The 25,615-nt window shown below is 59.9% G+C and carries 20 protein-coding genes and 1 pseudogene; 14 read left to right on the plus strand and 7 right to left on the minus strand.

Going from position 1 to position 25,615, the window contains the following annotated elements; translation table 11 throughout:
• Positions 1-13: 13 nt before the first annotated feature.
• The 5 genes from LCM4573_RS15930 to LCM4573_RS15950 form a co-directional block, all read right to left on the minus strand.
• Entirely contained in the window at positions 14-2,020 is a 2,007-nt protein-coding gene (locus LCM4573_RS15930; protein WP_116285539.1) for an acetyl/propionyl/methylcrotonyl-CoA carboxylase subunit alpha, read from the minus strand.
• A complete protein-coding gene (locus LCM4573_RS15935; protein ID WP_071007370.1) occupies positions 1,983-2,399 on the minus strand; it encodes a hypothetical protein in 417 nt (138 codons plus the stop codon). The genes LCM4573_RS15930 and LCM4573_RS15935 overlap by 38 nt, the downstream gene beginning before the upstream one ends.
• A 17-nt stretch (positions 2,400-2,416) precedes the next feature.
• Positions 2,417-3,949, minus strand: coding sequence for an acyl-CoA carboxylase subunit beta (locus tag LCM4573_RS15940; RefSeq protein WP_071007371.1), 1,533 nt, complete (start codon positions 3,947-3,949; stop codon positions 2,417-2,419).
• Between the two features lie 146 nt (positions 3,950-4,095).
• On the minus strand, positions 4,096-5,211 hold the full coding sequence (locus LCM4573_RS15945) for an RHE_PE00001 family protein (protein WP_071007372.1): 1,116 nt from the start codon (positions 5,209-5,211) through the stop codon (positions 4,096-4,098).
• Between the two features lie 353 nt (positions 5,212-5,564).
• On the minus strand, positions 5,565-6,095 hold the full coding sequence (locus tag LCM4573_RS15950; protein WP_071007373.1) for a dihydrofolate reductase family protein: 531 nt from the start codon (positions 6,093-6,095) through the stop codon (positions 5,565-5,567).
• 224 nt (positions 6,096-6,319) lie between these two features.
• On the opposite strand from LCM4573_RS15950, the pseudogene LCM4573_RS27365 reads away from it, so the two are divergent.
• The 5 genes and pseudogenes from LCM4573_RS27365 to LCM4573_RS15975 form a co-directional block, all read left to right on the plus strand.
• Positions 6,320-6,463, plus strand: a pseudogene (locus LCM4573_RS27365) (urate hydroxylase PuuD); the annotation flags it as partial.
• A gap of 568 nt (positions 6,464-7,031) precedes the next feature.
• Complete coding sequence (gene repA / locus LCM4573_RS15960; RefSeq protein WP_198539733.1) at positions 7,032-8,195, plus strand: plasmid partitioning protein RepA; 1,164 nt, start codon at positions 7,032-7,034, stop codon at positions 8,193-8,195.
• A complete protein-coding gene (repB, locus tag LCM4573_RS15965; RefSeq protein ID WP_071007376.1) occupies positions 8,192-9,211 on the plus strand; it encodes a plasmid partitioning protein RepB in 1,020 nt (339 codons plus the stop codon). The genes repA and repB overlap by 4 nt, the downstream gene beginning before the upstream one ends.
• A 196-nt stretch (positions 9,212-9,407) precedes the next feature.
• Positions 9,408-10,679, plus strand: coding sequence for a plasmid replication protein RepC (gene repC / locus LCM4573_RS15970; RefSeq protein WP_071007377.1), 1,272 nt, complete (start codon positions 9,408-9,410; stop codon positions 10,677-10,679).
• Between the two features lie 882 nt (positions 10,680-11,561).
• Positions 11,562-13,526, plus strand: coding sequence for an AI-2E family transporter (locus LCM4573_RS15975; RefSeq protein WP_407071743.1), 1,965 nt, complete (start codon positions 11,562-11,564; stop codon positions 13,524-13,526).
• A 304-nt stretch (positions 13,527-13,830) separates the two neighbouring features.
• Here LCM4573_RS15975 and LCM4573_RS15980 read toward each other — a convergent pair whose 3' ends face one another.
• A complete protein-coding gene (locus tag LCM4573_RS15980) occupies positions 13,831-15,234 on the minus strand; it encodes an ATP-binding protein (protein WP_071007379.1) in 1,404 nt (467 codons plus the stop codon).
• Between the two features lie 410 nt (positions 15,235-15,644).
• Between LCM4573_RS15980 and LCM4573_RS15985 the strand changes: the two genes are divergently transcribed.
• The 3 genes from LCM4573_RS15985 to LCM4573_RS15995 all read left to right on the plus strand — a co-directional run bounded on the left by LCM4573_RS15985 (position 15,645) and on the right by LCM4573_RS15995 (position 17,096).
• A complete protein-coding gene (locus tag LCM4573_RS15985; protein WP_071007380.1) occupies positions 15,645-16,145 on the plus strand; it encodes a ferritin-like domain-containing protein in 501 nt (166 codons plus the stop codon).
• A 185-nt stretch (positions 16,146-16,330) separates the two neighbouring features.
• Positions 16,331-16,582: a GlsB/YeaQ/YmgE family stress response membrane protein gene (locus LCM4573_RS15990; RefSeq protein ID WP_071007381.1), complete on the plus strand. Its 252-nt coding sequence runs from the start codon at positions 16,331-16,333 to the stop codon at positions 16,580-16,582.
• A 28-nt stretch (positions 16,583-16,610) separates the two neighbouring features.
• Positions 16,611-17,096 carry a YidB family protein gene (locus LCM4573_RS15995; RefSeq protein WP_071007382.1) on the plus strand — a complete coding sequence of 162 codons (486 nt, stop codon included), beginning with the start codon at positions 16,611-16,613 and terminating at the stop codon, positions 17,094-17,096.
• Positions 17,097-17,279: 183 nt separating this feature from the next.
• Here the strand turns inward: LCM4573_RS15995 and LCM4573_RS16000 are convergent, their stop codons facing one another.
• The gene (locus LCM4573_RS16000; RefSeq protein ID WP_071007383.1) at positions 17,280-18,065 is read right to left on the minus strand and encodes a FadR/GntR family transcriptional regulator; all 786 of its coding nucleotides are present in this window, start codon (positions 18,063-18,065) and stop codon (positions 17,280-17,282) included.
• Positions 18,066-18,281: 216 nt separating this feature from the next.
• Between LCM4573_RS16000 and LCM4573_RS16005 the strand changes: the two genes are divergently transcribed.
• From LCM4573_RS16005 to dgoD, 6 genes are all read left to right on the plus strand, one after another.
• Complete coding sequence (locus tag LCM4573_RS16005) at positions 18,282-19,253, plus strand: substrate-binding domain-containing protein (protein ID WP_071007384.1); 972 nt, start codon at positions 18,282-18,284, stop codon at positions 19,251-19,253.
• 93 nt (positions 19,254-19,346) lie between these two features.
• Complete coding sequence (locus tag LCM4573_RS16010; RefSeq protein WP_071007385.1) at positions 19,347-20,873, plus strand: sugar ABC transporter ATP-binding protein; 1,527 nt, start codon at positions 19,347-19,349, stop codon at positions 20,871-20,873.
• 12 nt (positions 20,874-20,885) lie between these two features.
• Positions 20,886-21,893, plus strand: coding sequence for an ABC transporter permease (locus tag LCM4573_RS16015; protein ID WP_071007386.1), 1,008 nt, complete (start codon positions 20,886-20,888; stop codon positions 21,891-21,893).
• 7 nt (positions 21,894-21,900) lie between these two features.
• On the plus strand, positions 21,901-22,788 hold the full coding sequence (locus tag LCM4573_RS16020; protein ID WP_071007387.1) for an aldose 1-epimerase: 888 nt from the start codon (positions 21,901-21,903) through the stop codon (positions 22,786-22,788).
• 29 nt (positions 22,789-22,817) lie between these two features.
• Positions 22,818-24,446, plus strand: a complete 1,629-nt coding sequence (locus tag LCM4573_RS16025) for a GMC family oxidoreductase (RefSeq protein ID WP_071007388.1) — start codon at positions 22,818-22,820, stop codon at positions 24,444-24,446.
• Between the two features lie 11 nt (positions 24,447-24,457).
• Positions 24,458-25,606, plus strand: a complete 1,149-nt coding sequence (gene dgoD, locus LCM4573_RS16030; RefSeq protein ID WP_071007389.1) for a galactonate dehydratase — start codon at positions 24,458-24,460, stop codon at positions 25,604-25,606.
• The last annotated feature ends 9 nt before the right edge of the window (positions 25,607-25,615 follow it).

Consider the following 25,615-nt stretch of genomic DNA (forward strand, 5'->3'; position numbering starts at 1 on the left):
CACCTCAACCGCCCTATTCGAACTCCATGATCAGCTCGTCGACAGCTAGGCTCTGGCCGGCTATGGCTGCGACGCGCTTGACCACGCCCTGTCTCTCGGCCTTCAGGACGTTTTCCATCTTCATCGCCTCGACGGTTGCGAGCGTCTGGCCGGCCTCGACCTGATCGCCTGCCTTCACCGCGACCGAGGTAATGACGCCCGGCATCGGGCAAAGCAGCATTTTCGAGGTATCCGGCGGCAGCTTGACAGGCATCAGGCGCGCAAGCTCGGCGACGCGCGGGGAGCGGATCCGCGCCGTTACATCCATGCCGCGCCAGCGCAGCCTTATCGCGGTGCCGACGAGATCGACCTTCACGCTCATCGCCTCGCCATCCAGCTGGAAGGCCGCATGGCTCTGGCCCGGTAGCCAACCGGTGGCGACCGAAATGCGCGCGCCGTCCGAGAACGTGACGGACGTGCCATCGGGAGAAATTTCGAGATCGGCGGCCAGTTCGAAGTCCGCAAGCGTGACCACCCATTCCTTTCCCACGACGCGGCGATGATTGCCGATCGTGCCGGAAATTTGGACCGCGCGCTCCTGGAGCACCTGGTTGATGAGGACAGCGATGGCAGCGAGCTTGCGGGCGGCGGCCTCATCCGGGTGCGCACCAGAAAAGCCTTCCGGGAATTCTTCCGCGATGAAGCCGGTCGTCAGCCGGCCGGCGCGGAACCGCTCATGTTCCATGACGGCCGAGAGAAACGGCAGATTGTGGCCGATACCTTCCACCTCGAAATCGTCAAGCGCCGTCGCCATGGCATCGATCGCTCCCAATCGATCGGGAGCCCAGGTGCAGAGCTTGGCGATCATCGGGTCGTAATACATGGAGATCTCGCCGCCCTCGAAGACGCCGGTATCGTTGCGGACCACCGTGCCGTCTTCCTGTCGGCCTTCGGCAGGCGGGCAGTAACGGGTGAGCCGGCCGATCGAGGGCAGAAAATTGCGGTAGGGGTCTTCGGCGTAAAGCCGGCTTTCGATCGCCCAGCCGGTAAGCTTCACCTCGTCCTGGCCGAAAGACAGTTTCTCGCCGGCGGCGACACGGATCATCTGCTCCACGAGATCGATGCCGGTGACGAGTTCGGTCACCGGGTGCTCGACCTGAAGGCGGGTGTTCATYTCGAGGAAGTAGAAGTTCCGGTCGCCGTCTACGATGAACTCTACCGTGCCCGCGGAAAAATAGCCGACCGCCTTCGCGAGCGCCACGGCCTGCTCGCCCATGGCCTTGCGGGTCGCTTCGTCGAGGAAGGGCGACGGCGCCTCCTCGATGACTTTCTGGTTTCGCCGCTGGATGGAGCATTCGCGCTCGCCGAGATAGAGCGTGTTGCCGTGCTTGTCGCCCAGCACCTGGATTTCGATATGACGGGGCTCACTGACGAATTTCTCGATGAAGATGCGGTCGTCGCCGAAGGAGGACTTCGCTTCGTTCTTCGAGGACTGGAAGCCTTCGCGGGCCTCGGCATCGTTCCAGGCAATCCGCATGCCCTTGCCGCCGCCGCCGGCGGACGCCTTGATCATCACCGGATAGCCGATGGAAGAGGCGATCTTCACCGCCTCCTCGGCATCCTCGATGAGGTCCATATGGCCGGGCACGGTGTTGACGCCGGCACCGGCTGCGATCTTCTTCGAGGTGATCTTGTCGCCCATGGCCTCGATCGCCTTGACGGGCGGACCGATGAAGGCGACGCCTTCCTTTTCAAGCGCCGCGGCGAAGGCGGGGTTTTCCGAAAGGAAACCATAGCCGGGATGGACGGCATCGGCACCGGTCCTTCGGATCGCATCAAGGATCTTCTCGATGACGATATAGGACTGGCTGGAAGGGGCAGGCCCGATATGTACCGCTTCGTCTGCCATGCGCACATGGAGCGCATCGCGGTCGGCATCCGAATAGACGGCGACCGTGGCGATGCCCATCTTCTTCGCCGTTCTGACGACCCGGCAGGCGATTTCACCACGATTGGCGATAAGGATTTTCTGGATCGCCACCGTTACACCTCAACACGTCTTCGAACGATTCCGGAAAGCTCTGGCGTGCGACCTTTTCGTCGATCATCAGCAGCGCCTCATAGGACAACGGATCGAAATCCTTCTCCGCGGCCACGACCTCACGGCCGAAAAGCAGGTTCAGCCGGGCGGCATCGAGATTGCCGCGCTCGAAAGGCTCGGCCCCGAAATGATGCCAGAGCGCATGCAGGAAGGCGGCATCGATGCGATGTTCCTTGGTATCGGGCCGGGCACGTCGAGGCAGAGCCTTGATCGGCGTCACGCCCTTCGGATTGGCGCGGCGGATGGTGAACTGGATGCCCGTGCCCGGCATGCCGGAGGGAAAACCGCGATGTTTGGTCATCTCGGGAAGATTTGCCATCGGTTACGCTCCTTCCCTCACAACGGTATCGTGTCGTGCTTTTTCCAATGCGTCGTCACCTGCTTGTTCCTGAGCGAGGCGAAGGCGCGGGCGATACGGCGGCGCGAGGAATGCGGCATGATGACCTCATCGATGAAGCCGCGCTCGGCCGCCACGAAGGGATTGGCGAAACGCTCCTCGTATTCCTTTGCGCGTGCGGCGATCTTTTCCGGATCGGAGAGTTCCGAGCGGTAGAGGATTTCAGTCGCGCCCTTGGCGCCCATCACCGCGATCTCCGCCGTCGGCCAGGCATAATTGATATCGGCGCCGATATGCTTGGAGGCCATCACGTCATAGGCGCCGCCATAGGCCTTGCGGGTGATCAGCGTCACCATCGGCACGGTCGCTTCCGAATAGGCGAAGAGGAGCTTGGCGCCGTGCTTGATAACCCCGCCATATTCCTGCGCGACGCCCGGCAGGAAGCCCGGTACATCGACCAGTGTCAGGATTGGGATCGAGAAGGCGTCGCAGAAGCGCACGAAGCGAGCGGCCTTGCGGGATGAGTCGATATCCAGGCAGCCGGCGAGCACCATGGGCTGATTGGCGACGACGCCGACCGTTTGGCCCTCGATGCGAATGAAGCCGGTGATGATGTTGCGGGCGAAGGCTTCCTGGATCTCGAAGAARTCGCCCTCGTCGGCGATCGCATGGACAAGCTCCTTCATGTCGTAGGGCTTGGCTGCACTATCGGGGATGAGGCTGTCGAGGCGGTTTTCGAGACGGGCCGGATCATCGTGGAAAGGGCGGACGGGTGGCTTTTGACGGTTGTTCAAGGGCAGGAAGTCGAAAAGACGGCGTACCGCTTCCAGCGTCTCGATGTCGTTCTCGTAGGCCGCATCGGCGACCGAGGATTTCTTCGTATGCGTGCCCGCGCCGCCGAGTTCCTCGGCCGTGACGATCTCGTTGGTGACCGTCTTCACCACATCCGGTCCGGTGACGAACATGTAGGATGAATCGCGCACCATGAAGATGAAGTCGGTCATCGCCGGGGAATAGACCGCGCCGCCGGCGCAAGGCCCCATGATCACGGATATTTGCGGGATGACGCCGGAGGCCTCGGCATTGCGGCGGAAGACTTCCGCATAGCCTGCGAGCGAGGCGACACCTTCCTGGATGCGGGCCCCTCCGGAATCATTAAGCCCAATCACCGGCGCACCGACGCGCACGGCCATATCCATGATCTTGCAGATTTTCTGGGCGTGGGTCTCTGAGAGCGAACCGCCAAGCACGGTGAAATCCTGGGAGAAGACGTAAGTTTGGCGGCCGTTGATCGTGCCCCAGCCGGTCACGACGCCATCGCCCGCCACCTTCTGGCCTGCCATGCCGAAATCGACCGCGCGGTGGGTGACATACATATCGAACTCCTCGAAGGAGCCTTCGTCGAGCAGGACCTCAATGCGCTCGCGCGCCGTCAGTTTTCCCTTGGCATGCTGCGCGGCGATGCGCTTTTCGCCGCCGCCGAGCCTTGCTTCCGCCCGCCGCTTCTCGACCTCACCCAGAACTGCGCGCATTGTTCCTCCTCAAGATTCCCGATCTTTTAGCGCTTCACCCCGGCGGAGAAAATCGCTGAACGAGCATATTCGCGAAAGTATAAGAACTCAGATCAAAAATCGCCGAATTGCAAGCGGGCGGCGTGGGCGAGTGAGATCGCCGCGGATCAGATCACGCCCCAGGCCCGAAATCTCCCCCTCCCCGTCAGCTCCCTGAGGTTCAGCGCACCGGCGATCTTAAGCGCGCCCTGCGGCGTCACGCCAAGCGCCTCGGCGATCATCCCGGCAGAGACCATCGGCTTCGAAAGAACGAGATCGACCAGTTGCGGGAGCTTTGAGGAGGCACGGCGTCCGGCGAGTCGGTGCCGCATCTGTTGGCGGACCAGAAGGAGCCGGTCATGCTCCTTCAACCCCGCCTCCGCACCTGCAGCGATCCCATCGAGAAAGGCGAGCAGCCGGTCGTTGCGGTCACGGCTGGCCCGGCGCTCGCGCGGGATGGCTTTCAGCCCGAGATTAATCGTTGCGAGATGCGCAATGGTAATGCCGGCCTCACGCAGCATGGCTGCGGCAAGCAACCGGCCGAGCCACGGGGCGTGCTGCAGTACCTGCAATTGGTTCCAAGCGTCGAGCAGAAGCACGGCGCGCAGCATTGGCGGTAGGCCTTCGGTTTCAAGAAGCACGGCGCGCCATTCCTCGATGCGTGCATCCTCATCCCAATCCGGCTCGTAGACCAGCGGATCGCGCTCCCGCGGGGCCGATGGCGTCGGTGGGGCCGCAGCCAGCGAAAGCAGGGCTTCGCTTCGRGCGAGCACGGCGTCGATCTCGGCTAACTCCCTGGCGAGCGGATCATCGTCCTCCTTGTCCCCGGTTCCCGCTTCTTCCGCAATCAGCGGCGCGACCTCTTCGACCGCAGCCAGCGGAGCACTCGATCCGATATTCCCGCGGCCACGCAGCTGCCGCAAACCTTCGGCGCTGAGGGCCCAGCCGGGAGGATGGACCAGAATGCGCCGACGGGTTCTGAGCACATCATGAGCAATGGTCAGCTCATGCGTCGGCGCACGAATGCCCATGCCGGCATCGTGGAGGACGATATCCTCCAGATGCACGAGTTCTCCATCGATCCACAATGAGGCGCAGGCATCGGCGAAATCGGCTCGACTGATACAGCCTTCGCGCAGATCGGTTCGGTTCAGGCGCTCATCAAGCCGCGCAAGCGCGGCCGTCGTGGCCGCCACCGGTGAAATCAGGCTGTGCAGGGGCAATTTCGCAAGATCGTAACGCATTGAAGTTGTTGTAACTGATTTGCGTTATGAAAGCGAGCGAGCGGTTTTGTTTCGTCACCGCACGTTAACCATGTCTGGCCTTTATAGCTACGATTGCTAGTTTATCGGGCTCTACGTGCCACCCTTGCTGGAGATCAGCAACTGCCGGTCGGCAGGAACAGGGGCGCCGCTGCAGGCGCGAATCTGCATGCTCGGATTATAGACCAGGCGCATCGCTTCCGCCATAGCCCCGGCATCGCCCTCCCCTCTTCCCATCCCGATGAGCGGAAACCGGTTCGCCGAACGCACCGGCGCTAAGGGCCGTGATAGCTGCGACCGATCGTGAAGACAGCTCGTCGGGCTTGTCGCGTGGGTTAAGCGGGAACATACGTCAATCTGATCACGTCCCTGCCAAATCGATCGCTCGTCACGAGGCGCWGCGGCGGCCGCGGGCCGGCGAAGTAGGGCTTGCCACCGCCAAGCACGACGGGATGGACGTACAGCCGATATTCATCGACAAGGCCAAGGTCGGCAAGGCTTCGCGCCAGTTCCGGCCCGGAAACTTCAATCATCCCATCCAATCGTGCCTTCAGGCCGCCTATCGCCGCTTCGATGTCATCCGCGACAAGAGTGGCGTTCGGACCGACGGACTTCAGTGAGCGCGACACGACCCATTTCGGCTGGCTTCGCCACGCCGCCGCATACTCATGCTCCTCCTGGCCCCACTCGGGATGATCTTCGTCCCAATACCGCATCACCTCGTACATGCGGCGACCGTACACGCTTCCGGCCAAACCGCGCACGTCATCGATGAAATGACGAAAGAGCGCGGGTTCGGGCGCAAATGCCATGTGATCGACATACCCATCCAGGGATTGGTTCAAGGCATACACGAGCTTCGCCACAGCAGGTTCTCCTCCCCACATCCCAAAGGCTCGAGCCGATGCTACGCAGAAATGAAGTTGGTTACAATCCGGCCTCCTTCTTCGTGGCCGAACTCTTCTGGTCTTCCCGGTACCCGAAGCCGTGGCTTGATGCCGATCGATGACCAGTGTTCTCAGAGCATGGTCGGCTCATTCCAAGCATGAGCAGAACAGCGCGCCGCGCGGCGGAGTTGCCACCTGGCAACTCGCCGTTCAGCAATGACAATACGCGGCTGATGATGGCGCTCTACTTCATCCTCGTCACGATCGGCTGGGGCTATACCGAGCTCTTCAACGGCCGGGCCGCCTTCTCCCATCTCGGAGCCTTCACCGCGACGATCATGTCGGCCAACTCCAGTCGCGTCACTCGACACATCTTCTCGAAGACGCGTCCGGCATCAATGGGCGAAAGGGCGCAGTACGGCTCGGCCGGGAATCCTTCTGCAAAAAGACGCACGACTGCCGGTCGCCGAGGCAATCGAAGGACCACTGCCATGATGACCTTGCAGCAGCAGTTGCCAGGTGGCAACTTTCTGACTTTGTCGCTTCAATTGCCGACAAAAAATCAAAACTTACGAAGAAGGGAAGAGTGGCCCGGGCGGCACATACCCCACCGCACCCGGTTATCAAATGAAGGGACGCGCGACGACAACGCGCCGAAAGAACAGCGGTTCTCTTGCGGTGCTTGAGAAAGCGAGACTGCTGGTCGGCGCTGGTATTTTCAGGCGAGCAGGGCAGTCTAGTCACACTTGAAAATCCCTTTCGGGATGGTTAACCTTTCATTAACCCTAATTCCCTTGCCAAGAATCGCGACTCGCGGCATCTTCCCTACGAAATATTCATCCATTACGGAGAATTATCGTAGTTATGGCGAAGGCTCGTAGTCAGTTCTCCCCAACACTTGCACCAAAGCGTTCGATGACGGAGGTCATTGCCGGCGACGGCGCCGCTCTGTCCCAGGAATTGCAGGCCATGCGTCAGGCGCTCTTTCCGCCAGTATCGCAAAAGACGCTGCGGTCCTTCTCATCCGTGGAATCGGCCAAGCTGATCGGCATCGCCGATGCCTATCTTCGACAACTCTCGCTCAATGGCAAGGGGCCGCAGCCAGCCATCAGCCCCGGTGGACGACGCTCCTACACCCTCGACCAGATCAACGAGATTCGTGCAGTCCTCGATGAGAATTCCAAGGGCAAGCGCTACGTCCCGCACCGCCGCGGCGATGAACATTGCCAGGTCATGGCCGTGCTCAATTTCAAGGGTGGCAGCGGCAAGACCACGACCGCTGCACATCTGGCGCAATATCTCGCCCTTCAGGGCCACCGCGTGCTTGCCGTCGATCTCGACCCGCAGGCTTCTCTGACTGCGCTGCACGGCTATCAGCCCGAATATGATATCGGTTCCAACGAGACCATGTATGCGGCCGTGCGCTATGACGAGCAGCGCCGCCCGCTGAGCGAGGTGGTCCGCAAGACCTATATTCCGGGTCTCGATCTCGTTCCCGGTAATCTCGAACTCATGGAATTCGAGCACGACACGCCCCGCGCGCTTGCCGAGCGTTCCGCCGAACCCTTCTTCGGCCGCGTGGCTTCCGCGCTCGGCACCGTTTCCGACAATTACGACGTGATGGTGCTCGATTGCCCGCCGCAGCTCGGTTTCCTGACGCTCGGCGCGCTTTGCGCCTCGACCGGGCTCCTGATCACCGCCCACCCGCAGATGCTGGACGTCATGTCGATGTGCCAGTTCCTGCTGATGACATCCGACCTCCTGAGCGTCGTCCAAGATTCCGGCGGCGACCTCGACTACGATTTCATCCGCTACGTGGTAACGCGCTACGAACCTTCCGACGGACCGCAGACGCAGGTGGTCGGCTTCATGAGATCCTTGTTTCGCGAGCGCGTCTTGACCAACCCCATGCTGAAATCCACCGCTATTTCCGATGCCGGCCTTTCCAAGCAAACGCTTTACGAGGTCGGGCGCGAGAACTTTTCCAAGAATACCTATGACCGCGCCATGGAATCGCTCGACGCGGTCAACGGCGAAATCGAAAGCCTCATCAGGCAGGCCTGGGGGAGGACGGCATGAGCCGGAAAGACACTCTGAAAGCAATGTTATCCCGGCGGGAGCAGGAAGAGTTGCCAGCTGGCAACTTGAACGATGCCGCGTCCCGGACCGACCCTCCGGAAAAATCGCTGCAGCACATTCGTTCCGGCGCGGTCGGGGCCATGAGCCGTTCTCTCGGCCATATAGCCAACGCCGCCGATCAGGCGAGGGCATTGATCGCCTCTGGTTCGGCCGTGGTGGAAATACCGACCGAAAAGATCGAAGGCTCCTTCGTTTCCGACCGCTTGCCTGATGAGGGCGAAGACTACCAGCGGCTCGTCGAGGCCATTCGGGAATCCGGACAGAAGAGCCCTATCCTCGTCAGGCCTCACCCTTCAATGCCGGACAGATACCAGATCGCCTTCGGTCATCGCCGCGTGCGGGTGCTCGCATCGCTCAACCGCCCGGTCAAGGCCGTCGTCCAGAACCTGACGGATGAAGAGCTTGTCGTCATCCAGGGCCAGGAAAACGCTGCCCGTTCAGATCTCAGCTATATCGAGCGTGGGCTTTTTGCGCTTGCTCTCGAAGAGCGCGGCTTTGACCGGCGCGTCATCATGTCCTCGCTCGGAATAGAGAAAACCCAGCTTTCGAAGCTGATGAGCGTCGCGCATTCGCTGCCGCGCGCATTGATCGAGGCGATCGGCCCGGCGCCGAAGGCAGGCCGCCCCAGATGGATGGCACTCGCCGAGCGTCATGCGGAAGGGAAGAACGAAGCGGCGCTCACGGAACTCCTGCGAAGCTCCCGGTTCCGGGACGCAGATTCCGACAGCCGCTTCAGCCAGGTCATGGCTCTGCTCACCGTTCGAGGCGCAAAGCCGAAACCCGAGACGATCAAAAGCGAAGCGGGAGCAAAGCTCGCGTCCGTCGAACGGAGCGGAACCAAGATCAATCTCATTTTCGATGATCGGGCAGCACCCGCTTTTGCCGATTTCGTCGCCTCGCAGCTCGAGCAGCTGCATCGCGATTACCTTCAGAGCCGTTCGGTCCCAAGGGACTGAGACGCCGTAGTCAAACGCGTTCAACCCGCAAAGGAGCAACCCGCAAAAGAAAAAGGCCCCCAAGCGACCGAAGTCGTGGAAGCCTTCCTCTGATTTGTAGCAAGATCGAGAATCGCATTTCCACGAATCACAGTCAAGAGTCTTTGGCACCGTTTTGGTGAGCGAATTTCTTTTGCCTATGCATAGGTGAAGGAAAATGGAGAGTGGAACTGTCACGACGCCTTTCGGGCGGCGGCCGATATCGCTTGCCTTCCTGGCAAGTCAAATCCAAGCCGGGGATATCGAGCCTGGTTTCCGGCGCAACAAATGGAAGCTTTTCAGGGCGGTCTGCGAGGCACGCCCATCTCTCGGCGTAACCGATCGGGCGCTGACCGTTCTCGACGCGCTCTTGAGCTTCTACCCCGATGAGGAACTTTCCACAGAGCGGGGCCTCGTCGTCTTTCCCTCGAATGCACAGCTTTCGCTTCGTGCACGGGGCATGGCCTCAGCCACGCTGCGGCGCCATCTGGCCATTCTCGTCGGCGCAGGGCTGATCATCCGCAAGGACAGCCCGAACGGAAAGCGTTATGCGCGACGCGACAGGGCAGGGGAGATCGATGAAGCTTACGGCTTCTCGCTTGCGCCGCTTCTTTCCCGCGCCGGCGAAATCGAAAACCTCGCCGCGCAGGCTGTCGCCGACCGGCAAATGCTCCGAACAGCCAAAGAGCGCCTGACGATTTGCCGTCGCGACCTGACCAAATTGATTACCGGTGCCCTCAACGAAGGCCTTGCAGGCGACTGGCTCAGCCTCTCGAGGGAACTCAACAGCCTCATCGAACGGTTTCCGCGCGTTGCCAAGCTCGACGCCCTGACGCCGATCCTCGCCCAAATGGAGGAACTTCGCGACAGAGTGCTCAAGCTTTTGAATGAACAACTAAAAACGGAAAAAATGAGCGGCAATGAGTCCCAGAGTGAGCGCCACAAACAGGATTCAGAATCCTATTTCCCTTCTGAATCTGAACCGGTCCGCAACATGGACAGACCACCTTCCACCCGAGAGCTTCGCGCCTCCTCCCCCGAAGAACCGGATGTGGCCAACGATACTTCCCTCGATGACGAGCGCCCCTCTTCCGGAAAAGTACAAGACTTCAAATTCTCTCTCGAAACCGTCAATCGGGCATGCGCGGAAATACAGGCCTATGGTCCGGGCGGCGAAATCCGCAACTGGCGGGATCTCGTCGCGGCGGCGGCGGTCGTWCGCTCGACACTGGCGGTGAGCACATCGGCTTACGAGGAGGCAAGTTCGATCATGGGAGCGCAGGCAACCGCCATCGTCATGGCCTGCATCCTCGAAAGAGGAGAATGCATCGGTTCGGCCGGTGGATATCTAAGGCACCTCACGCGCCGGGCGGCCAAGGGAGAATTCGCTGTGGGTCCGATGCTGATGGCATTGCTGCGCAGGCAAGCTCCGGCGAAAGTGCTCTCATGAGGATCGAATGATATCCATGGGCAATCGATGCCGAAAATAGCGGTCATGCGGTAATGAAACCAAACGCTCTTCTGAGTTTCAGATGCGTAACACTCGCCAATGACATCAATGGAATATGATTTCATCATTTCGTGATTCCATACCATTGCTGCCGGAGTTAAAAGCGGCCTCTTGGCCTTTATTCGGATCTCGATTGAAGAGAGAGTCCGAAACCTCGGCACACACACCACTTCATCTTGGGTGGGGCGAGCCGTCAAAAGGAGGCCAGTGCGCCTGCAACCAACGCACTGAGAATGACGAAGGCTGCCGTGATGGAAGCGAAGAAGGCGCCCAAAAGCCTGCGGCAGGTTTGCGCATAACTGGATCCTCCTTAGGAGCGAAATAACAACAAATCGAATGGACTATAAGTTTCATCATCAGAGACACTCCAGAGTGCTGGAAGGCGTGACCATTTGGCCAAGCTGGTCTGGTGTCCAGCGACGGTGCCGGTGGATCATCCGAAAGTTAGTCGGGGCACGAGTTCGTCCTGGTTGAGAAGCGCGATGCGGCTGCGGCAGGGATGGGCATAGATTCCGGAATCGTATGCCTTGGGGAGGAGACCTCAGTCGCGAGCCGAACAGTTTCATCGCGCGACTGACGCTTCGAAGGCTTCGCGGTCTCGGCGATGGCCACAATCTCCCGGCGAAGCGCTATCTTCTCGATGCTTGAACGCCATTAGCAGCGCGCCGGTGTAAGCGCTCGCGCTGCGTGTTCCCATAAGCTCAGTGTTCCGAGTAACTGCGAAGCATCATGATTGCCAAGTTCTTATCTTCGCCCTACCTCGATGAGGTCAGTTGACCGGCTCCAGTTTGGCGACTTGGAGCCTGGGGTCAGGAGGCCATCTTGCAAAATGAGCCCGGCGGCCCTCGTCGCCTCTATTCCATTCCGCCGTCGGCACCATCGCGGCTGCCGGCCTTTGCGAGCGTGCTTGCAGTCATTGCTATCCTCTATTTTGCGAAGGAAGTACTTCTTCCTCTTGCAATCGCGGTGCTGTTGACATTTGCGCTCGCTCCCATCTCATCGCGACTCCGAAGGCTCGGACTTCCGCGAATCCTGGCGGTAATCACCACCGTCGTGCTTGCCTTCCTTGGCCTGACCCTATTCGCTCTTGTGGTGGCCGGACAGGTCGCTGAGGTTGCACAAAACCTACCCGCCTACCAAGGCAATATCATCGGTAAAATCAGAGCCCTCCAGGAGAGCGGAACCGACAATGGCATCGTGCGGCGTCTGACCTCGGTCGTCGAGAGCGTCGGTCGAGAAATCAACGATGCGGGGCAGAGCCGGGCTACTCCAGGCGGAACTACGGGATCAAGAGAACCGTTGCTCGTCGAGATATTCACGCCGAGCCGGCCGATCGAAACGCTTACAAGTCTCATTAGCCCCCTGCTTGGTCCGATTGCCTCTCTAGGTCTCATCATCATCGTCGTCATCTTCATGCTCCTGGAGCGAGAAGATCTCCGTGATCGCTTTATCCGACTTGTTGGCTATGGAGACCTACACCGCACGACCGAGGCGCTCCAGGAGGCGGGCAGCCGCGTTGCGCTCTATCTTCTTATGCAGTTGGTCGTAAACTGTGCCTATGGAATACCCTTGGCACTAGGGCTTTGGGTAGTGGGTATTCCCAATGCCGTGCTGTGGGGGATGCTCGCCATCGTTCTAAGGTTCGTGCCTTATATCGGGCCGGTGATTGCGACAGTACTGCCACTTTTTCTGGCATTCGCAGTTGACCCAGGATGGAGCTTGGTGCTGTGGGTCGCAGCGATATTCCTGGTGCTGGAACTGACCAGYAATAATATTGTAGAACCGTGGCTCTATGGTTCCCGCACCGGGCTCTCTCCGCTGGCCATCATTGTAGCCGCTATTTTCTGGGCATGGCTCTGGGGCCCGGTGGGCCTTATCCTATCGACGCCACTGACCGTGTGCCTGGCGGTCCTGGGTCGGTATGTGCCGCAGTTCGAATTTCTCGAAGTCCTATTCGGCAGCGAACCGGTCCTTGATCCGAAGGAGCGCCTCTACCAAAGGCTGTTGGCGGGTGATCCTGACGAGGCGACCGATCAGGCGGAGGAAATTCTCGAGGAGGACTATCTGGAGGATTATTACGGCAAGATTGCCATTCCCGCCCTTCTGCTCGCGGAGCGGGACCGTCGTCGAGGCGTCCTGACATCCGGGCAGATGGAGCAGGTATACGAAACAGCCACTACCTTGGTCTCAAACTTGGAAGAGATCGCGCAGGAAGAAGAACAAGAGGAAGAAGACGGGGAGGAAGCCAAAGCACCCAATGGTGGATCGGTAATCGCTACCAAGGAGAGGAACGCGGATGACGAGGAATTGCCAGACGGCACCGGTAAAACCGTCGCATGCCTTGGGGGCAGAGGCCYTCTTGATGACGCTTCCGCGGCGATGCTGGCTCAGGTGCTTCGGGTGCAAGGAGCGGAAGTCGTGATGGCAAGGCACCTTGATATCGCCAATCGCCGAAGCCGCGATCTCATTCCAAAAGAAGCGAATGCCATCGTTGTTTGCTTCCTGAACGAAGATTCAGCCAAGCATGCTGGCATACTGGTGCGTAGGTTCAAGCGAGCCTATCCTGGCTCACGAGTGGGGGCAGTGCTGTGGTCCGACAGCGAGGACCAGCGACCATTGTCGACACATAAGGAAGCAGACTTTACAGCCTCCACGTTGACTGCTGCTGCCCGTGAGGCGCTCTCAGAGGCCCCGTTGATCCCTGTGGCAACTCCTCGAAAGCTCCATATCCGCACTCGACGGTCTGCAACACGGCCGCCGGCTCCATCCGCCGACGCAAAGACATAGGTGTGGATGCATCCGAGCCGCCTCGCCGACCTGCCCGTCTCAAGGCGGCAGTCGGTTGCCCGGCGTCGAGCGATGTGTATCTCAAGGCTATTGAATGGCGAGGGCAACGCATTGCCCGATAATAGATTCATCTGCTTGTAAGCCTTAGTTCTGTCGAAAGGGGTCTTTTTCTCGGCATTAGGTAGCAAAGACCACCAAAAGCAGCTTAGACATCTGAATTGCTACAGAAATTACCGGCGTTATGGAGCAAGTGCCACATGCGTCAGGCGGCGTTAGAAGTGGCAATGCGCCCACGTTGTCGCCTCTACCGACCCGGTTTTACCAGTGTTTCTGGGGTTATCAGATGCAGCCGCTCGTCTTCTTGCGCCAAACTCTCGACATCGCTTGAAAAACCACTTCTACTGAAAAACAGGTAGTGCCTGCCCGTCGCTCCTTCCCCGTAAGTCGTTTTCTCGGATCGCTCACGCAACAATCGGACGTGGCCAAGGTCGATCACGCGCGATCGCCATTTGCATTCGCCATAGAAAAATGCACCATCCAACAATCGCCCCGCGAGATCGATGTCGAAATCGGCGTGACCCCAAATCTGGCCAACCTCCTGCGTCGGAACCGCAAGGACCTCCTGCAGATGAAGCCTTGCAAATTGAAGGGCGATCGGTTCGAACGCAACCCCCATATATTCGGAGAACCGAGGCTCCACGACGCGGTCGTAAACCTCCTCGCCAAACCCGCTGCTGATCGCGCTCAGGTTTGGTCGCACGAAACGATGCCAGAACGACATCAGGCTGTCTGCAACGCGATAGCGGCGGTTTCGGCCCTTTTCGTCGGCATCCAGCGATTTCGAATTATCGATCAAATCAAGCGCGAGCAGTTTTGCCAGGTACGGTCCAATACCGTCCGCTTTGACACCCAGTCGATTTGCGATCTCCGACTTAGTGTTGCAACCGTCAGACACAGCCGCAACCACGCTTGAGTAAAAGGACGGCTCTCTGAGTTCGGTCTGCAGCAGCGTGTTCGGTTCGTCGATCAGCGTGCCTGTCTCTGTGAGCAAGAGTTTGATGACGTTGTTGCGGAGCGGTTCCTGAGCGTCGCAAAGCTGAAGATAGTAGGGAATGCCGCCGAAGATCGCATAGGTTCTGATAATGTCGTTGGCCGTGTACTCCGGGAAAAACTTGGCGACATCGACAAGGGGCARGGCTTTCATGTCGAGCGACAGGGTTTTTCGCCCGTAAAGCGGGTTCCGTTCCGCCAACAGGTCTTCCATTTGAGAAATGGCAGAGCCGCAAAGGATCAGTTTCATCGCCCCATCTGCAAGCGCGCCGGAATCCCAGAATTTCTGCACGATCGATGGCAGTGTTGGCTCGTTATCAAGCAGATAGGGAAATTCGTCGATCGTGACGATCAATCCCGGATGCTCGCCGGCACGCTCGGCAACATAGTGCAGTACCCCCTCCCAGCTTGACAGGGCTTCGAGCTGTGGCTTTGATCCGATTGCCTTTCCGACCTCGGATTTGAACTGCTCCAGGTTCAAAAGTGATGAGACGCGGGTAGCCTGAAAGTAGATTTCCGGGCGGTTCTTGGCGGCCTCCCTGAGGAATCGCGATTTGCCGATACGCCGTCGGCCAAATACGATGATGAGGGAAGGTCGTTGCGAGTCCAATTCGGTCCGCACCAGCTTGAGTTCACGTTCGCGCCCGAGAAACTGCATATGCTTGCCTTTTGGTAAATATAATTACCTTAATCGTGATTACCTTAATCGTGATTACCTTAGTTGCGACCCCATTGTCAAGTTCTGCGCGCTACGGGCTCTCCAAGCCTTCTCCAGAATGTCAATTTTTCCTCAGGCAGCAGGCAAGCCTATTCTCTTTGAAACCCGGCTGTTGATCTCGTAGGCAGAAAGAGGCCCCCAAGTCTGGTGGTTTGTGCTACCTAATTCCGCTTTTTCTCGCCCTCAAAAGCTACGCCAATCCCATGATAGGGCACGCGCTTAGCCTGCCGAGTGGAAGACCATTCCGGAGGCTTGGGTGGCGACGGTCATCTCTCAATGGTTGTTAACGCTGGAACTTTCCAGCCAGATTTAAGTTGAACTGCGCTACTCACAATCTGGAGGACCCAACGGTGGCAGCGACCAAAACTCTCGATGACCTGTTCCTTGATACTCTCAAGGACATCTACTTTGCCGAAAAGCAGATTTTGAAGGCGCTCCCGAAGATGGCGCGAACGGCGCAGTCCGAGGAAGGCAAAGCGGGCTTTCTGCAGCATCGGGATGAAACGCAAGGTCAGATCGAGCGTCTCGAACAGGTGTTTGAGCTTGTCGGGAAGGCGGCACGCGGCAAGACCTGCGAAGCAATTCAGGGCCTCATTGCCGAAGGCGAAGAAATCATGGAAGAATTCAAAGGGTCTCCGGCTCTCGATGCGGGGCTGATCTCATCCGCCCAGGCCGTCGAGCACTATGAGATTGCGCGGTACGGCACCTTGATTGAATGGGCAAAGCAGCTCGGCCTAAAAGGGGCTGTGCCGCTGCTGCAGGCGAACCTTGCCGAAGAAGAAGCGACCGACAAGAAGTTGACGAAACTTGCGAAGGCTTCCGCAAACGTCAAAAGCACAAAAGCGGCCTAACGATGCTGTAGCTATCAGAAAATCATATGAGCTGGATGCGCGGCAGAATCGATATTTTTTCGTGCCGCGCTAGGTATGATTTTATGAGCCTCCTTAGGGTATTTCCAAAAGGGGCAGCCTAGGGATCCGCCAATGCAACTAGCAGACGTGCATTCGCGCCGCCAATCAGACGAGGGACTTCTGCAATGGGGATAATCTGGACCATCATCATTGGCTTTGCCGCCGGTATCGTGGCTAAGCTCATCGTGCCTGGCGAAAACGAGCCGAAGGGTTTCGTCCTGACGACGATCCTTGGCATCGTGGGAGCTTTCGTGGCTTCCTATCTGGGGCAGGCATTGGGGTGGTATAACGCCAACCAGGGCGCCGGATTCATCGGTGCCATCGTCGGCGCCGTGATCGTTTTGCTCGTATGGGGTGCCGTCACCCGGCGCGTTTGAGGGTTCAACAAGCAGAAAGGAACCGACAATGGCTTCATCTCGCAACACTATGCCCTCGCTTGCGGCGCTACTGGGTCTATTGGCAGTCGCTGGTTACCAGAATCGCGATAAGCTCGGACAGATCTTTCAAGATGCGAAAGCGGGTGCCCAGAACGGGGGCGGCATAATCGGCGAAATCGGCAAAATGTTCGGCGGCTCCGAACAGGGTTCACTCAGCAAAGGCTTGGGGGAACTTGTTGATGCATTCAAAAACGGCGGAAACCATGAGGAAGCGGACTCTTGGGTAAGCGCTCAAAAGCCGTCTAGAGGCATCTCGCCAGAGCAGGTCGAATCGTCGATCGGCAAAGATACCCTCGAGGAATTGGCCGCAAAGACCGGCCTGGAGTATCATGAGCTGCTGAAGCGCCTTTCGACCTCGATTCCAGACGCCGTCGATAAGATGACTCCAAACGGTCAGTTGCCGCAAACCGATGAGGAAGTCTTCGGCCGATCTGCTGGCCCCGCCTCCGCATAGCGGAGCCGCATACGAACAGTCTCCGAAGGCACTGGACTTGCAGGGGCGGTCAGGGCCTTGCCTTTCATTGTGACTATAACCTTGTTGACGCGCTTGTCCGTTGCGCTCTGCCTGTGTTCGACTAAATCGAGACTTTTCGTCAGCGRCAGCCTACTCAGCGCCTGGGATCATATATGTATGATCTTATTGGGCTCGCGTTGAGCCCTCGGCGAGTTCAGAAGCTTTTCGCGCTCGCCGCAGGGCATCCGTCATCTCGCTCCGGGCAACRCCGATGAGCTGCTCCATCGCGTGGCGGGCTGCTTCCGGTCGCCGCATCCGGATGGCTTCGAGTACATCCTGATGGGTGAGTATYGCCTGCTCGTGCGATTGGCTGGCGCGGTTGGTCAACCGAAAGCTTGCGAGCAGGGCCGCGCGGATGGCGCTGGCGAACTGGCGATAGACCCAGTTTCCGCTGGCGTTGATGATTGCCGTATGGAATTCAAGGTCGGCGCGGCTCCAGGCCTCGTTGTCGCGTGAGTTTGCCTCCACCATGTCCTCGAAGGCCTTGGAGATCTGGTAGAGCTGCCTCGCATTGGCGTTTGCGGCCGCCTGGGCGGCGGCGGCGGGCTCCAGCAGCTGTCTCGCGTCGATCAGCGAGGAATAGAAGGCATCGTCGGCGCCGATCGCCAGCATCACGTCGAGTACGATCGGATCGAGATAATTCCAATTTTCGCGCGGCAGCACGATCGTCCCGGCCCGGGTGCGGGACCTCACCATGCCAAGTGCCGAGAGATATTGCATGGCCTCACGCAGGCTGGTGCGGCTGACGCCGAACCTTTCCGTCAGCTCTGCTTCATTGGGGAGCGTGGAGCTTTCGGGGAAAGTGCCGGAGACGATCATCTCCACAAGCTGCTGAAGAAGCGCCTCCCTCACGCTGCGTTTGCCGCGCTGGGCGATGGGCGTACCGTGCTCCGTCAATATTCGCGTCATGGTTATGCTCTGTTCCCCTTGCTTATTCACGCATCCGGCGCGCGCGACCCGCAAAGTTTCCTCGACCCAAGATCACCATCTGCACCGGACTGCAATCGGTAATATGAATGATCCGGCATTTTCGATCAAATCGAAAAATAAATCGTATTTATATTGACATTTGTCGGACGCCTCTTAATCTGGCCGGCGTTGAAACCGATAATAGGGGAGGAAGGGATGAAACTTTCAAGACAGGCAGCATTGCTGACAGCGGCCGTACTGGCCGGCGCGACAAGCGTCGCGGCACAGGAAGACCTGAAGGTCGGCGCCATCTACATGGATGCGCAGGGCTTCTATGCCGGCGTGCGCAAGGGCATTCAGACCGGCGCCGCCGAGGCCGGCCGCAAGCTCGACATCGTTGAGACGAATGCTCAGGGCGACGTAAGCAAGGAGTCGTCCTTCATCGATTCACTGATCTCCGCCGGCGTGCAGGCGATCATCGTCTCGCCGGTTTCCGCCGACGGCTCCTATCGCGCCATCCGCCGCGCCCATGACGCAGGCATTCCGGTGGTCTGCTACAATACCTGCCTCAATGAGGAGGACATGAAGGAATATATCTCGGCTTACGCGGTCGGTGATCCCTTCGAGTTCGGCCATAAGCTCGGGGATGCGGCGGCGGACTATTTCATTGCCGAAAAAAACGAGGCGCCGAAGATCGCTGTCCTGAACTGCGAATTCGTCGAGGTTTGCGTAACGAGACGCAAGGGCTTCGAGGAGGCGCTGAAGGCCAAAGTGCCGGGGGCTGAGATCGTCGCCAACCAGGAAGGCGCGGTTCTCGACAAGGCGGTTTCCGTCGCGAGCACCATGCTGTCCTCCAATCCGGATATCGATGCCTTCTTCGGCGAGGCGGGCGGCGCGACGCTCGGGGCGGCGCGTGCCGTGATGAGTCAGGGCAAGACCGGCGAAGTTGTCGTCTTCGGCGGCGACATGACGACCGAGATCGCGCAGGAGCTTGCCGATTTCTCGATCATCAAAGCGGTCGTCGACATTTCCGGCCAGGGCCTCGGCAAGCTGGCGCTGGCGCAGGCGATCAAGTCGATTGACGGCGAGCCTCCGGAAGGAATCAAGGTTCCCTACGATATCGACGTCTACAAGTCTTCCACGGATGGAAAGGCCTGGCTCGAGGCGCATGCCGACGGCATCCCCTGATCGCCGGCAGGTCTCGCCGGGGCTTGCATGCCCCGATCAACATGGAAAGAGGTCGCCGGAAGTCCGGCGGCATCTCTCGCGACGGAAAGACCGATGACTTCTGTTTCTGAGATAGGGCGGGCTACCGCACCCGCCGTCGCATCCGTGAACGGATGTACGCGCCGCTATCCCGGTGTACTTGCCCTCGACAACGCCACTTTCGAAGTGGCGCCGGGCGAAGTGAGGGCATTGCTCGGCAAGAACGGCGCCGGCAAGTCGACACTTATCCGAATGTTGACGGGCGCGGAAATTCCCGACAGCGGAACGGTGCTGATTGACGGCGCCGAGCTTACTCACACCGGCTCCGGGCGGGCGCAGGAATCCTTCGAGAAGGGCGTGCGCGTCGTCTATCAGGAACTCAGCCTTGTGCCCGGCATGACATTAGCCGAGAACCTTTTCCTCGGGCGCTGGCCGCGCAAGGGTGGCGTCATCCAGTATGCGGCCATGGAAGCGGAAGCTTCCGAGGCGATGGCCCGGCTCGGTCTCGACCTGCCGCCCGGCCGGCTGGTGGCGGGTCTGAGCCCTGCTGAGCGACAGCTGCTCGAGATCGCCCGCGCCATGCTCGGGAGACCGAAGCTCGTCATTCTCGACGAGCCGACGAGTTCGCTCGCCGCCGCCGAGGCGGAAAAGGTGATGGCGGCTGTGACCCGGGTGGCTGCGCAGGGCATCGCGGTCATCTATGTCAGCCACCGGATGAACGAGATCCGTCAGATCGCGCATTCGGCGACGATCATGCGCGACGGCCGGATTATCGACACGGTCGATGTCAAGGGCGCCGATACCCGCGAGATCGTCCGGCTGATGCTGGGCACGGAAGCCTCCCAGGCGGCCGTGCTGGAAGACAGGAGCCTTTCGGAAACGGTGCTCGAGGTGAAGGATCTCGCGCTTGTCCCGAAACTCTCTTCGATTTCCTTCTCGCTTAAAAAAGGGGAGGTGCTCGGCATTGCTGGCCTGCTCGGTTCAGGCCGAACGGAACTCCTACAGGCGATCATGGGTGTGCGCCGCTTCGACGCCGGCGACATTCTGGCCGACGGGAAATCGGTCAAGTCCTCCGGCTACAAAGAGATGGTGCACCGCGGCTTTGGCTATACGCCGGAAAGTCGCAAGGAAGAGGGCATCGTGCCGCTGCTCGGCGTCGACGAAAACACGCTCTCGACGAACTTTGCCGGCGTCAGCACGAACGGCGTTCTTTCCGCCAGCCGCATGGCAGAGGCGACGCGCAAGATCATCGAGCGGCTTCATATCAAGACGGCCCGGACCGATACGCCGATCGGCACGCTTTCGGGCGGTAACCAGCAGAAGGTCGTGATCGGCCGCTGGGTCTATGCGGGAAGCCGCGTCCTGCTGCTCGACGAACCGACCCGCGGCGTCGATATCGAGGCGAAGGCGCAGATCTACGCGATCATTCGCCAACTCGCCGCAGAAGGGCGCAGCATCATCTTCGTCTCCAGCGAGATCGAGGAACTGCCGCTCGTCTGCGACCGCGTGCTCGTCCTGAGGGATGGCGCACTGCAGGAAGAATTCAAATCACCCAATATCGATCAGGACAGCTTGATGGCGGCCTGTATTACCGGACATTGAGGGAGACAGAAGATGTCACTCGATCACGCCRCCGAACAGGCGGCTTCTGACAAGGCCAAGAAATCTGGCTTCGCTTTTTCCCAGCACATGAACGAACTCAGCCTGTTCTTCGCGATCGCCGTGCTTTACGTGATCTTCGCATCGACGGCGCCGGGCTTCATGTCCTTCAACAACCAGGTCAACATCCTGCGCGATGCGGCTACGATCGGCATTGCCGCCTGGGCGGTGACRCTGATCATCATCGCCGGTGAGATCGACGTCAGTGTGGGGCCGATGGTCGCCTTCATTTCCGTCGAGCTTGCCTTTCTTCTACAATGGGGCGTTCCCACGCCCGCGGCCTTCATCTTAGCGATTGCGCTGGGTGCTCTGCTCGGCGCTGTTTCAGGCGTGTTGCGGGCCTATTTCGATGTACCCTCATTCGTCGCGACGCTCGGCATGTGGAGTGCGCTGCGCGGCACGGCGCTCTTCGTGACGGATGCGCTGCCGGTCTCGATCGGCCGCAACGACCTGCTGGACGCACTGGACCGGTCGGTGCTGGGCATCCCACCGGCGGCAATCATCATGCTTGTTCTATTTGCAATCTTCTCCTTTGTTAGCCGCAAGACCGCCTTCGGGCGCTCGGTCTTCGCCATCGGCGGCAATGCGCATGCGGCGTTTCTCAGCGGCATCAGCGTGTCGCGCATCCGTGTCGCGCTGTTTGCGATCGGCGGCGCGATGGCAGCGATCTCCGGCATTCTGCTCGTCTCGCGTCTCGGCTCCGGCAATGCGACGGCCGCCAACGGCCTGGAATTCGACGTGATCGCCGCAGTCGTTGTCGGCGGCACGGCGCTTTCTGGGGGACGCGGCTCCATGCTCGGCACGCTGCTTGGCGTTCTCGTCATCACGCTTATCGGCAACGGCCTCGTGCTCCTCGGCATCAATCCGTTCTTCCAGCAGGTCGTGCGCGGCCTGATCATAGTCATCGCCGTGCTCGCCAATATCCAGGCGATCAAGCGTAGCCTGTCGCGCAACAAGGGGTGATGGAGCGATGCCGGTTCTGGATATCAAATCCGGCGCGCTTTCGGCTCGCCTTTCGACGGCTGGCGGGCTGATCCTTGGCTTCCGGAAGGAAAGCGAGGGGGGCAGTGTGCAGCTGCTACGGGATGCCCCTGATGATGCCGATGCGCTTTCCTCCTCCTGCTATCCGCTCGCTCCGTTCGGCAACCGCGTGAAGGAGAACCGTTTCGTGTTTGAGGGGAAGGAATACCGCTTCAGCCYGAACACGGCCTGGGACCCGCATTATCTTCACGGCGAGGGCTGGCAGGCGGAGTGGTTCGTCGACGAACACGACGATCATCGCGTGACGATGAGTTTTGCACATCGTGGCGGAAATACGCCTTACGTCTATCGCGCCACGCAGAGTTTTTTGCTGACGAACGACGAACTGCAGCTGACGCTGTCTGTCGAGAACATGGGCGAGAAGCCGCTTCCCTTCGGTCTCGGCTGGCATCCTTATTTTCCGATGACGCCGCAGACCACGCTGTTCGCGCCGGCCCGGAAATTCTGGACCGAGGTCGAAGGCTGGCTGCCCGGCGAGGCGGCGGACATTCCAGAGGATCTCGACTTTAGCGAGCCGGCGCCGCTGCCGCATCGGTGGGTCAACAACGGCTTCGAGGACTGGTCCGGTGAGGCGGTCATCGCCTGGCCGGAGCACCAGATGCAGCTTCACCTGACGGCTGATCCGCTGTATGCGCACGCCTTCGTATTCGTTTCGGACAGGGTTTTCGATCCGCAGTTCAAACGCGACTATTTCTGCTTCGAGCCGATGTCGCATCTGGCGAACGGCCATAACCTGCCGGATCTCGGCGGGCTCCAGGTTCTTGAACCCGGCCGGCAATTATCGGGCAGCATACGGCTTCGGCCACAAGACCTGTAAAGCCATGCGCATGTCCCTTAGGAGAAGAAATGTCTGAGGAAGGTCGGTTCGACTATATCATCGTCGGTGGCGGCAGTTCGGCGTGCGTGGTGGCGGCCAGGCTCGTCGCCGATGGCGGCGCGCGCGTGCTGCTTCTGGAACGTGGTCCGGGCAAGGCCAATCCGATCATGCATTTTCCGGCCGGCTATATGAAGTTCCTGGCGAAGGACACCTATCTCGCTATGCACAAGACCAAGCCGCAGCCGCAGCTCGACGGGCGCGGGCCGATCGTGCCCCAGGGCAAGGTTCTGGGCGGCGGCAGCGCGGTCAATGCCATGGTCTATATGCGCGGGCAGGCCGCCGACTTCGATTTGTGGAACGAGCTCGTCACCGCACCGGGCGCTAACAATGACGGCGCCTGGTCCTATCGCGACCTCCTCCCTTACTTCAAGGCGCAGGAGGACAACGATCATCTGGCCGGTGAATATCACGGTGTGGGCGGTCCGCTGAAGATCTCGCATCTCGGCCATACGAGCCCGATGACCCGCACCTATGTGAAGACCCTTCAGGGCATGGGCATTCCCTATAATCCGGATTTCAACGGCGCTGAACAGTTCGGCGTCRGCTTCATGCAGCACACGATCGACTGGCGGACCCGCAAGCGTTCGAGCGCCGTCGATGCTTTTCTGGCGCCGGTGATGAGCAATCCGAGGCTGACGATTGAGACCGGCGCGACGGTGATGGGTATCCGGATGGAGGGTGACCGCGCCGTGGGCGTCGATTACGTCCAGAACGGCATGCCGAAGTCGGCTCTGGCCGGGGCCGAAGTGATCCTCGCGGCCGGCGCCTACCAAACTCCGAAGCTGATGATGCTTTCCGGCATTGGCCCGGAAGACGAGCTTGCGCGACACGGCATCAAGACAAGGGTGTCGCTGTCGGGTGTCGGCAAGAACCTTCAGGATCACTACGAATGCCCGGTGGTCGCCACGACTAAGGGCTCTTTCGGCTATTACAAGCAGGACCGAGGCTGGCCGATGATAAAGGCCGGGTTGCAATATCTGATGTTCAAGTCCGGCCCTGTTTCGACGACGGGCGTCGAGACCTGCGCCTTCTACGACCCGGACGGCCACAATGAGCGGCCGACGATCCAGATGTTCTGCGTACCCACCGTCTATCTCGACCGGGACGTGATGGGCACCGAGCCGGGTGACGGCGTGACGATCAACTCGTTGCTGCTGCGGCCGAAGGCGAGGGGCTCGGTGACGCTCGCCTCCAGCGACCCCTTTGTCGATCCGGTGGTCGATACCCAGATATTCGGCCATCCGGACGACCTCAGGCTCACCATGGCGGGTTTCCGCTTTGCCCGCACCGTGCTGGCCGCTTCCCCGATGCGCGATCTGATCGACAGGGAAATTTTCCCAGGCGCCGATGTTGTGAGCGACGAGGCGATCGCAGCCCATTGCAAGCGGACGGTCAAGACCGGCTATCACCCCGTCGGGACCTGCAGGATGGGCCATGACGGCGATCCCGAAGCGGTGCTGGACCCCGCATTGAAGGTCCGGGGCACGCGCGGCCTTCGGGTCATCGACGCGTCTCTCATGCCGACCATTGTCAGCGGCAATACCAATGCCGCGGTTCTTGCTGCCGCCGGAAAGGCGGCCGACCTCATTCTCGCCTGACGGAATCTCCGATGAAGATCACCAAGCTGACCACCTATATCGTGCCGCCGCGCTGGCTGTTCCTGAAGATCGAGACTGATGAAGGCGTCGTCGGCTGGGGCGAGCCTGTCGTGGAAGGGCGGGCGCTGACCGTGGAGGCGGCCGTTCAGGAGATGGCGGATTACCTGATCGGCAAGGATCCCTTTCTGATCGAGGACCACTGGACGGTTCTTTACCGCGGCGGCTTTTACCGAGGCGGCGCCATCCACATGTCGGCGCTTGCCGGCATTGATCAGGCCCTGTGGGATATCAAAGGCAAGGCACTCGGCCAGCCGGTCCATTCACTGCTCGGCGGAAAGCTTCGGGACCGGATCAAGGTCTATTCCTGGATCGGCGGCGACCGGCCCTCCGATGTGGCCCGCAATGCGAAGGAGATGGTGGCCCGCGGCTTCCAGGCGATCAAGCTCAACGGCTGCGAAGAGATGCAGATCGTCGACACCAACGAGAAGGTGGAAAAGGCGGTCGGGACGATCGCCATCATCCGCGAGGCCGTCGGCCCGCATATCGGCATCGGCGTCGATTTCCACGGCCGCGTGCACAAGCCGATGGCCAAGGTACTGGCGAAGGAACTCGAGCCCTATAGGCTGATGTTCATCGAAGAGCCTGTGCTTTCGGAAAACAAGGAAGCGCTGAGGGAAATCGCCAACCATTCCTCGACGCCGATCGCGCTCGGCGAGCGGCTCTATTCGCGCTGGGATTTCAAATCGGTATTCGAGGGCGGTTACGTCGATATCATCCAGCCGGATCTCTCGCATGCCGGCGGCATTACCGAGTGCCGCAAGATCGCGGCCATGGCCGAGGCCTATGACGTGGCGCTGGCGCCCCATTGCCCACTTGGGCCGATCGCGCTTGCCGCCTGCCTGCAGGTGGATGCCGTTTCCTACAATGCCTTCATCCAGGAACAGAGCCTCGGCATCCATTACAATCAGTCCAACGACATCTTGGATTACATCGTGAACAAGGACGTGTTCCAATATGCCGATGGTTTCGTCGGCATTCCTCAGGGGCCAGGTCTGGGCGTCGAGGTGGATGAGGCCTATGTGATCGAGCGGGCGAAGGAAGGGCACCGCTGGCGCAATCCCATCTGGCRTCATGCCGATGGCAGCTTCGCCGAGTGGTAGGGAGACGCG

The sequence above is a fragment of the Rhizobium sp. LCM 4573 genome, from assembly GCF_001854865.1.
GTDB lineage: Bacteria > Pseudomonadota > Alphaproteobacteria > Rhizobiales > Rhizobiaceae > Neorhizobium.

Bases quoted from the DNA above. Each gene is read 5' to 3' on its own strand.
- LCM4573_RS15935 (WP_071007370.1), bottom strand. From the start codon at position 2,399: ATGGCAAATCTTCCCGAGATGACCAAACATCGCGGTTTTCCCTCCGGC.
- repA (WP_198539733.1), top strand. From the start codon at position 7,032: ATGACGGAGGTCATTGCCGGCGACGGCGCCGCTCTGTCCCAGGAATTG.
- repB (WP_071007376.1), top strand. From the start codon at position 8,192: ATGAGCCGGAAAGACACTCTGAAAGCAATGTTATCCCGGCGGGAGCAG.
- LCM4573_RS15990 (WP_071007381.1), top strand. From the start codon at position 16,331: ATGGGGATAATCTGGACCATCATCATTGGCTTTGCCGCCGGTATCGTG.
- LCM4573_RS15995 (WP_071007382.1), top strand. From the start codon at position 16,611: ATGGCTTCATCTCGCAACACTATGCCCTCGCTTGCGGCGCTACTGGGT.
- LCM4573_RS16005 (WP_071007384.1), top strand. From the start codon at position 18,282: ATGAAACTTTCAAGACAGGCAGCATTGCTGACAGCGGCCGTACTGGCC.
- LCM4573_RS16010 (WP_071007385.1), top strand. From the start codon at position 19,347: ATGACTTCTGTTTCTGAGATAGGGCGGGCTACCGCACCCGCCGTCGCA.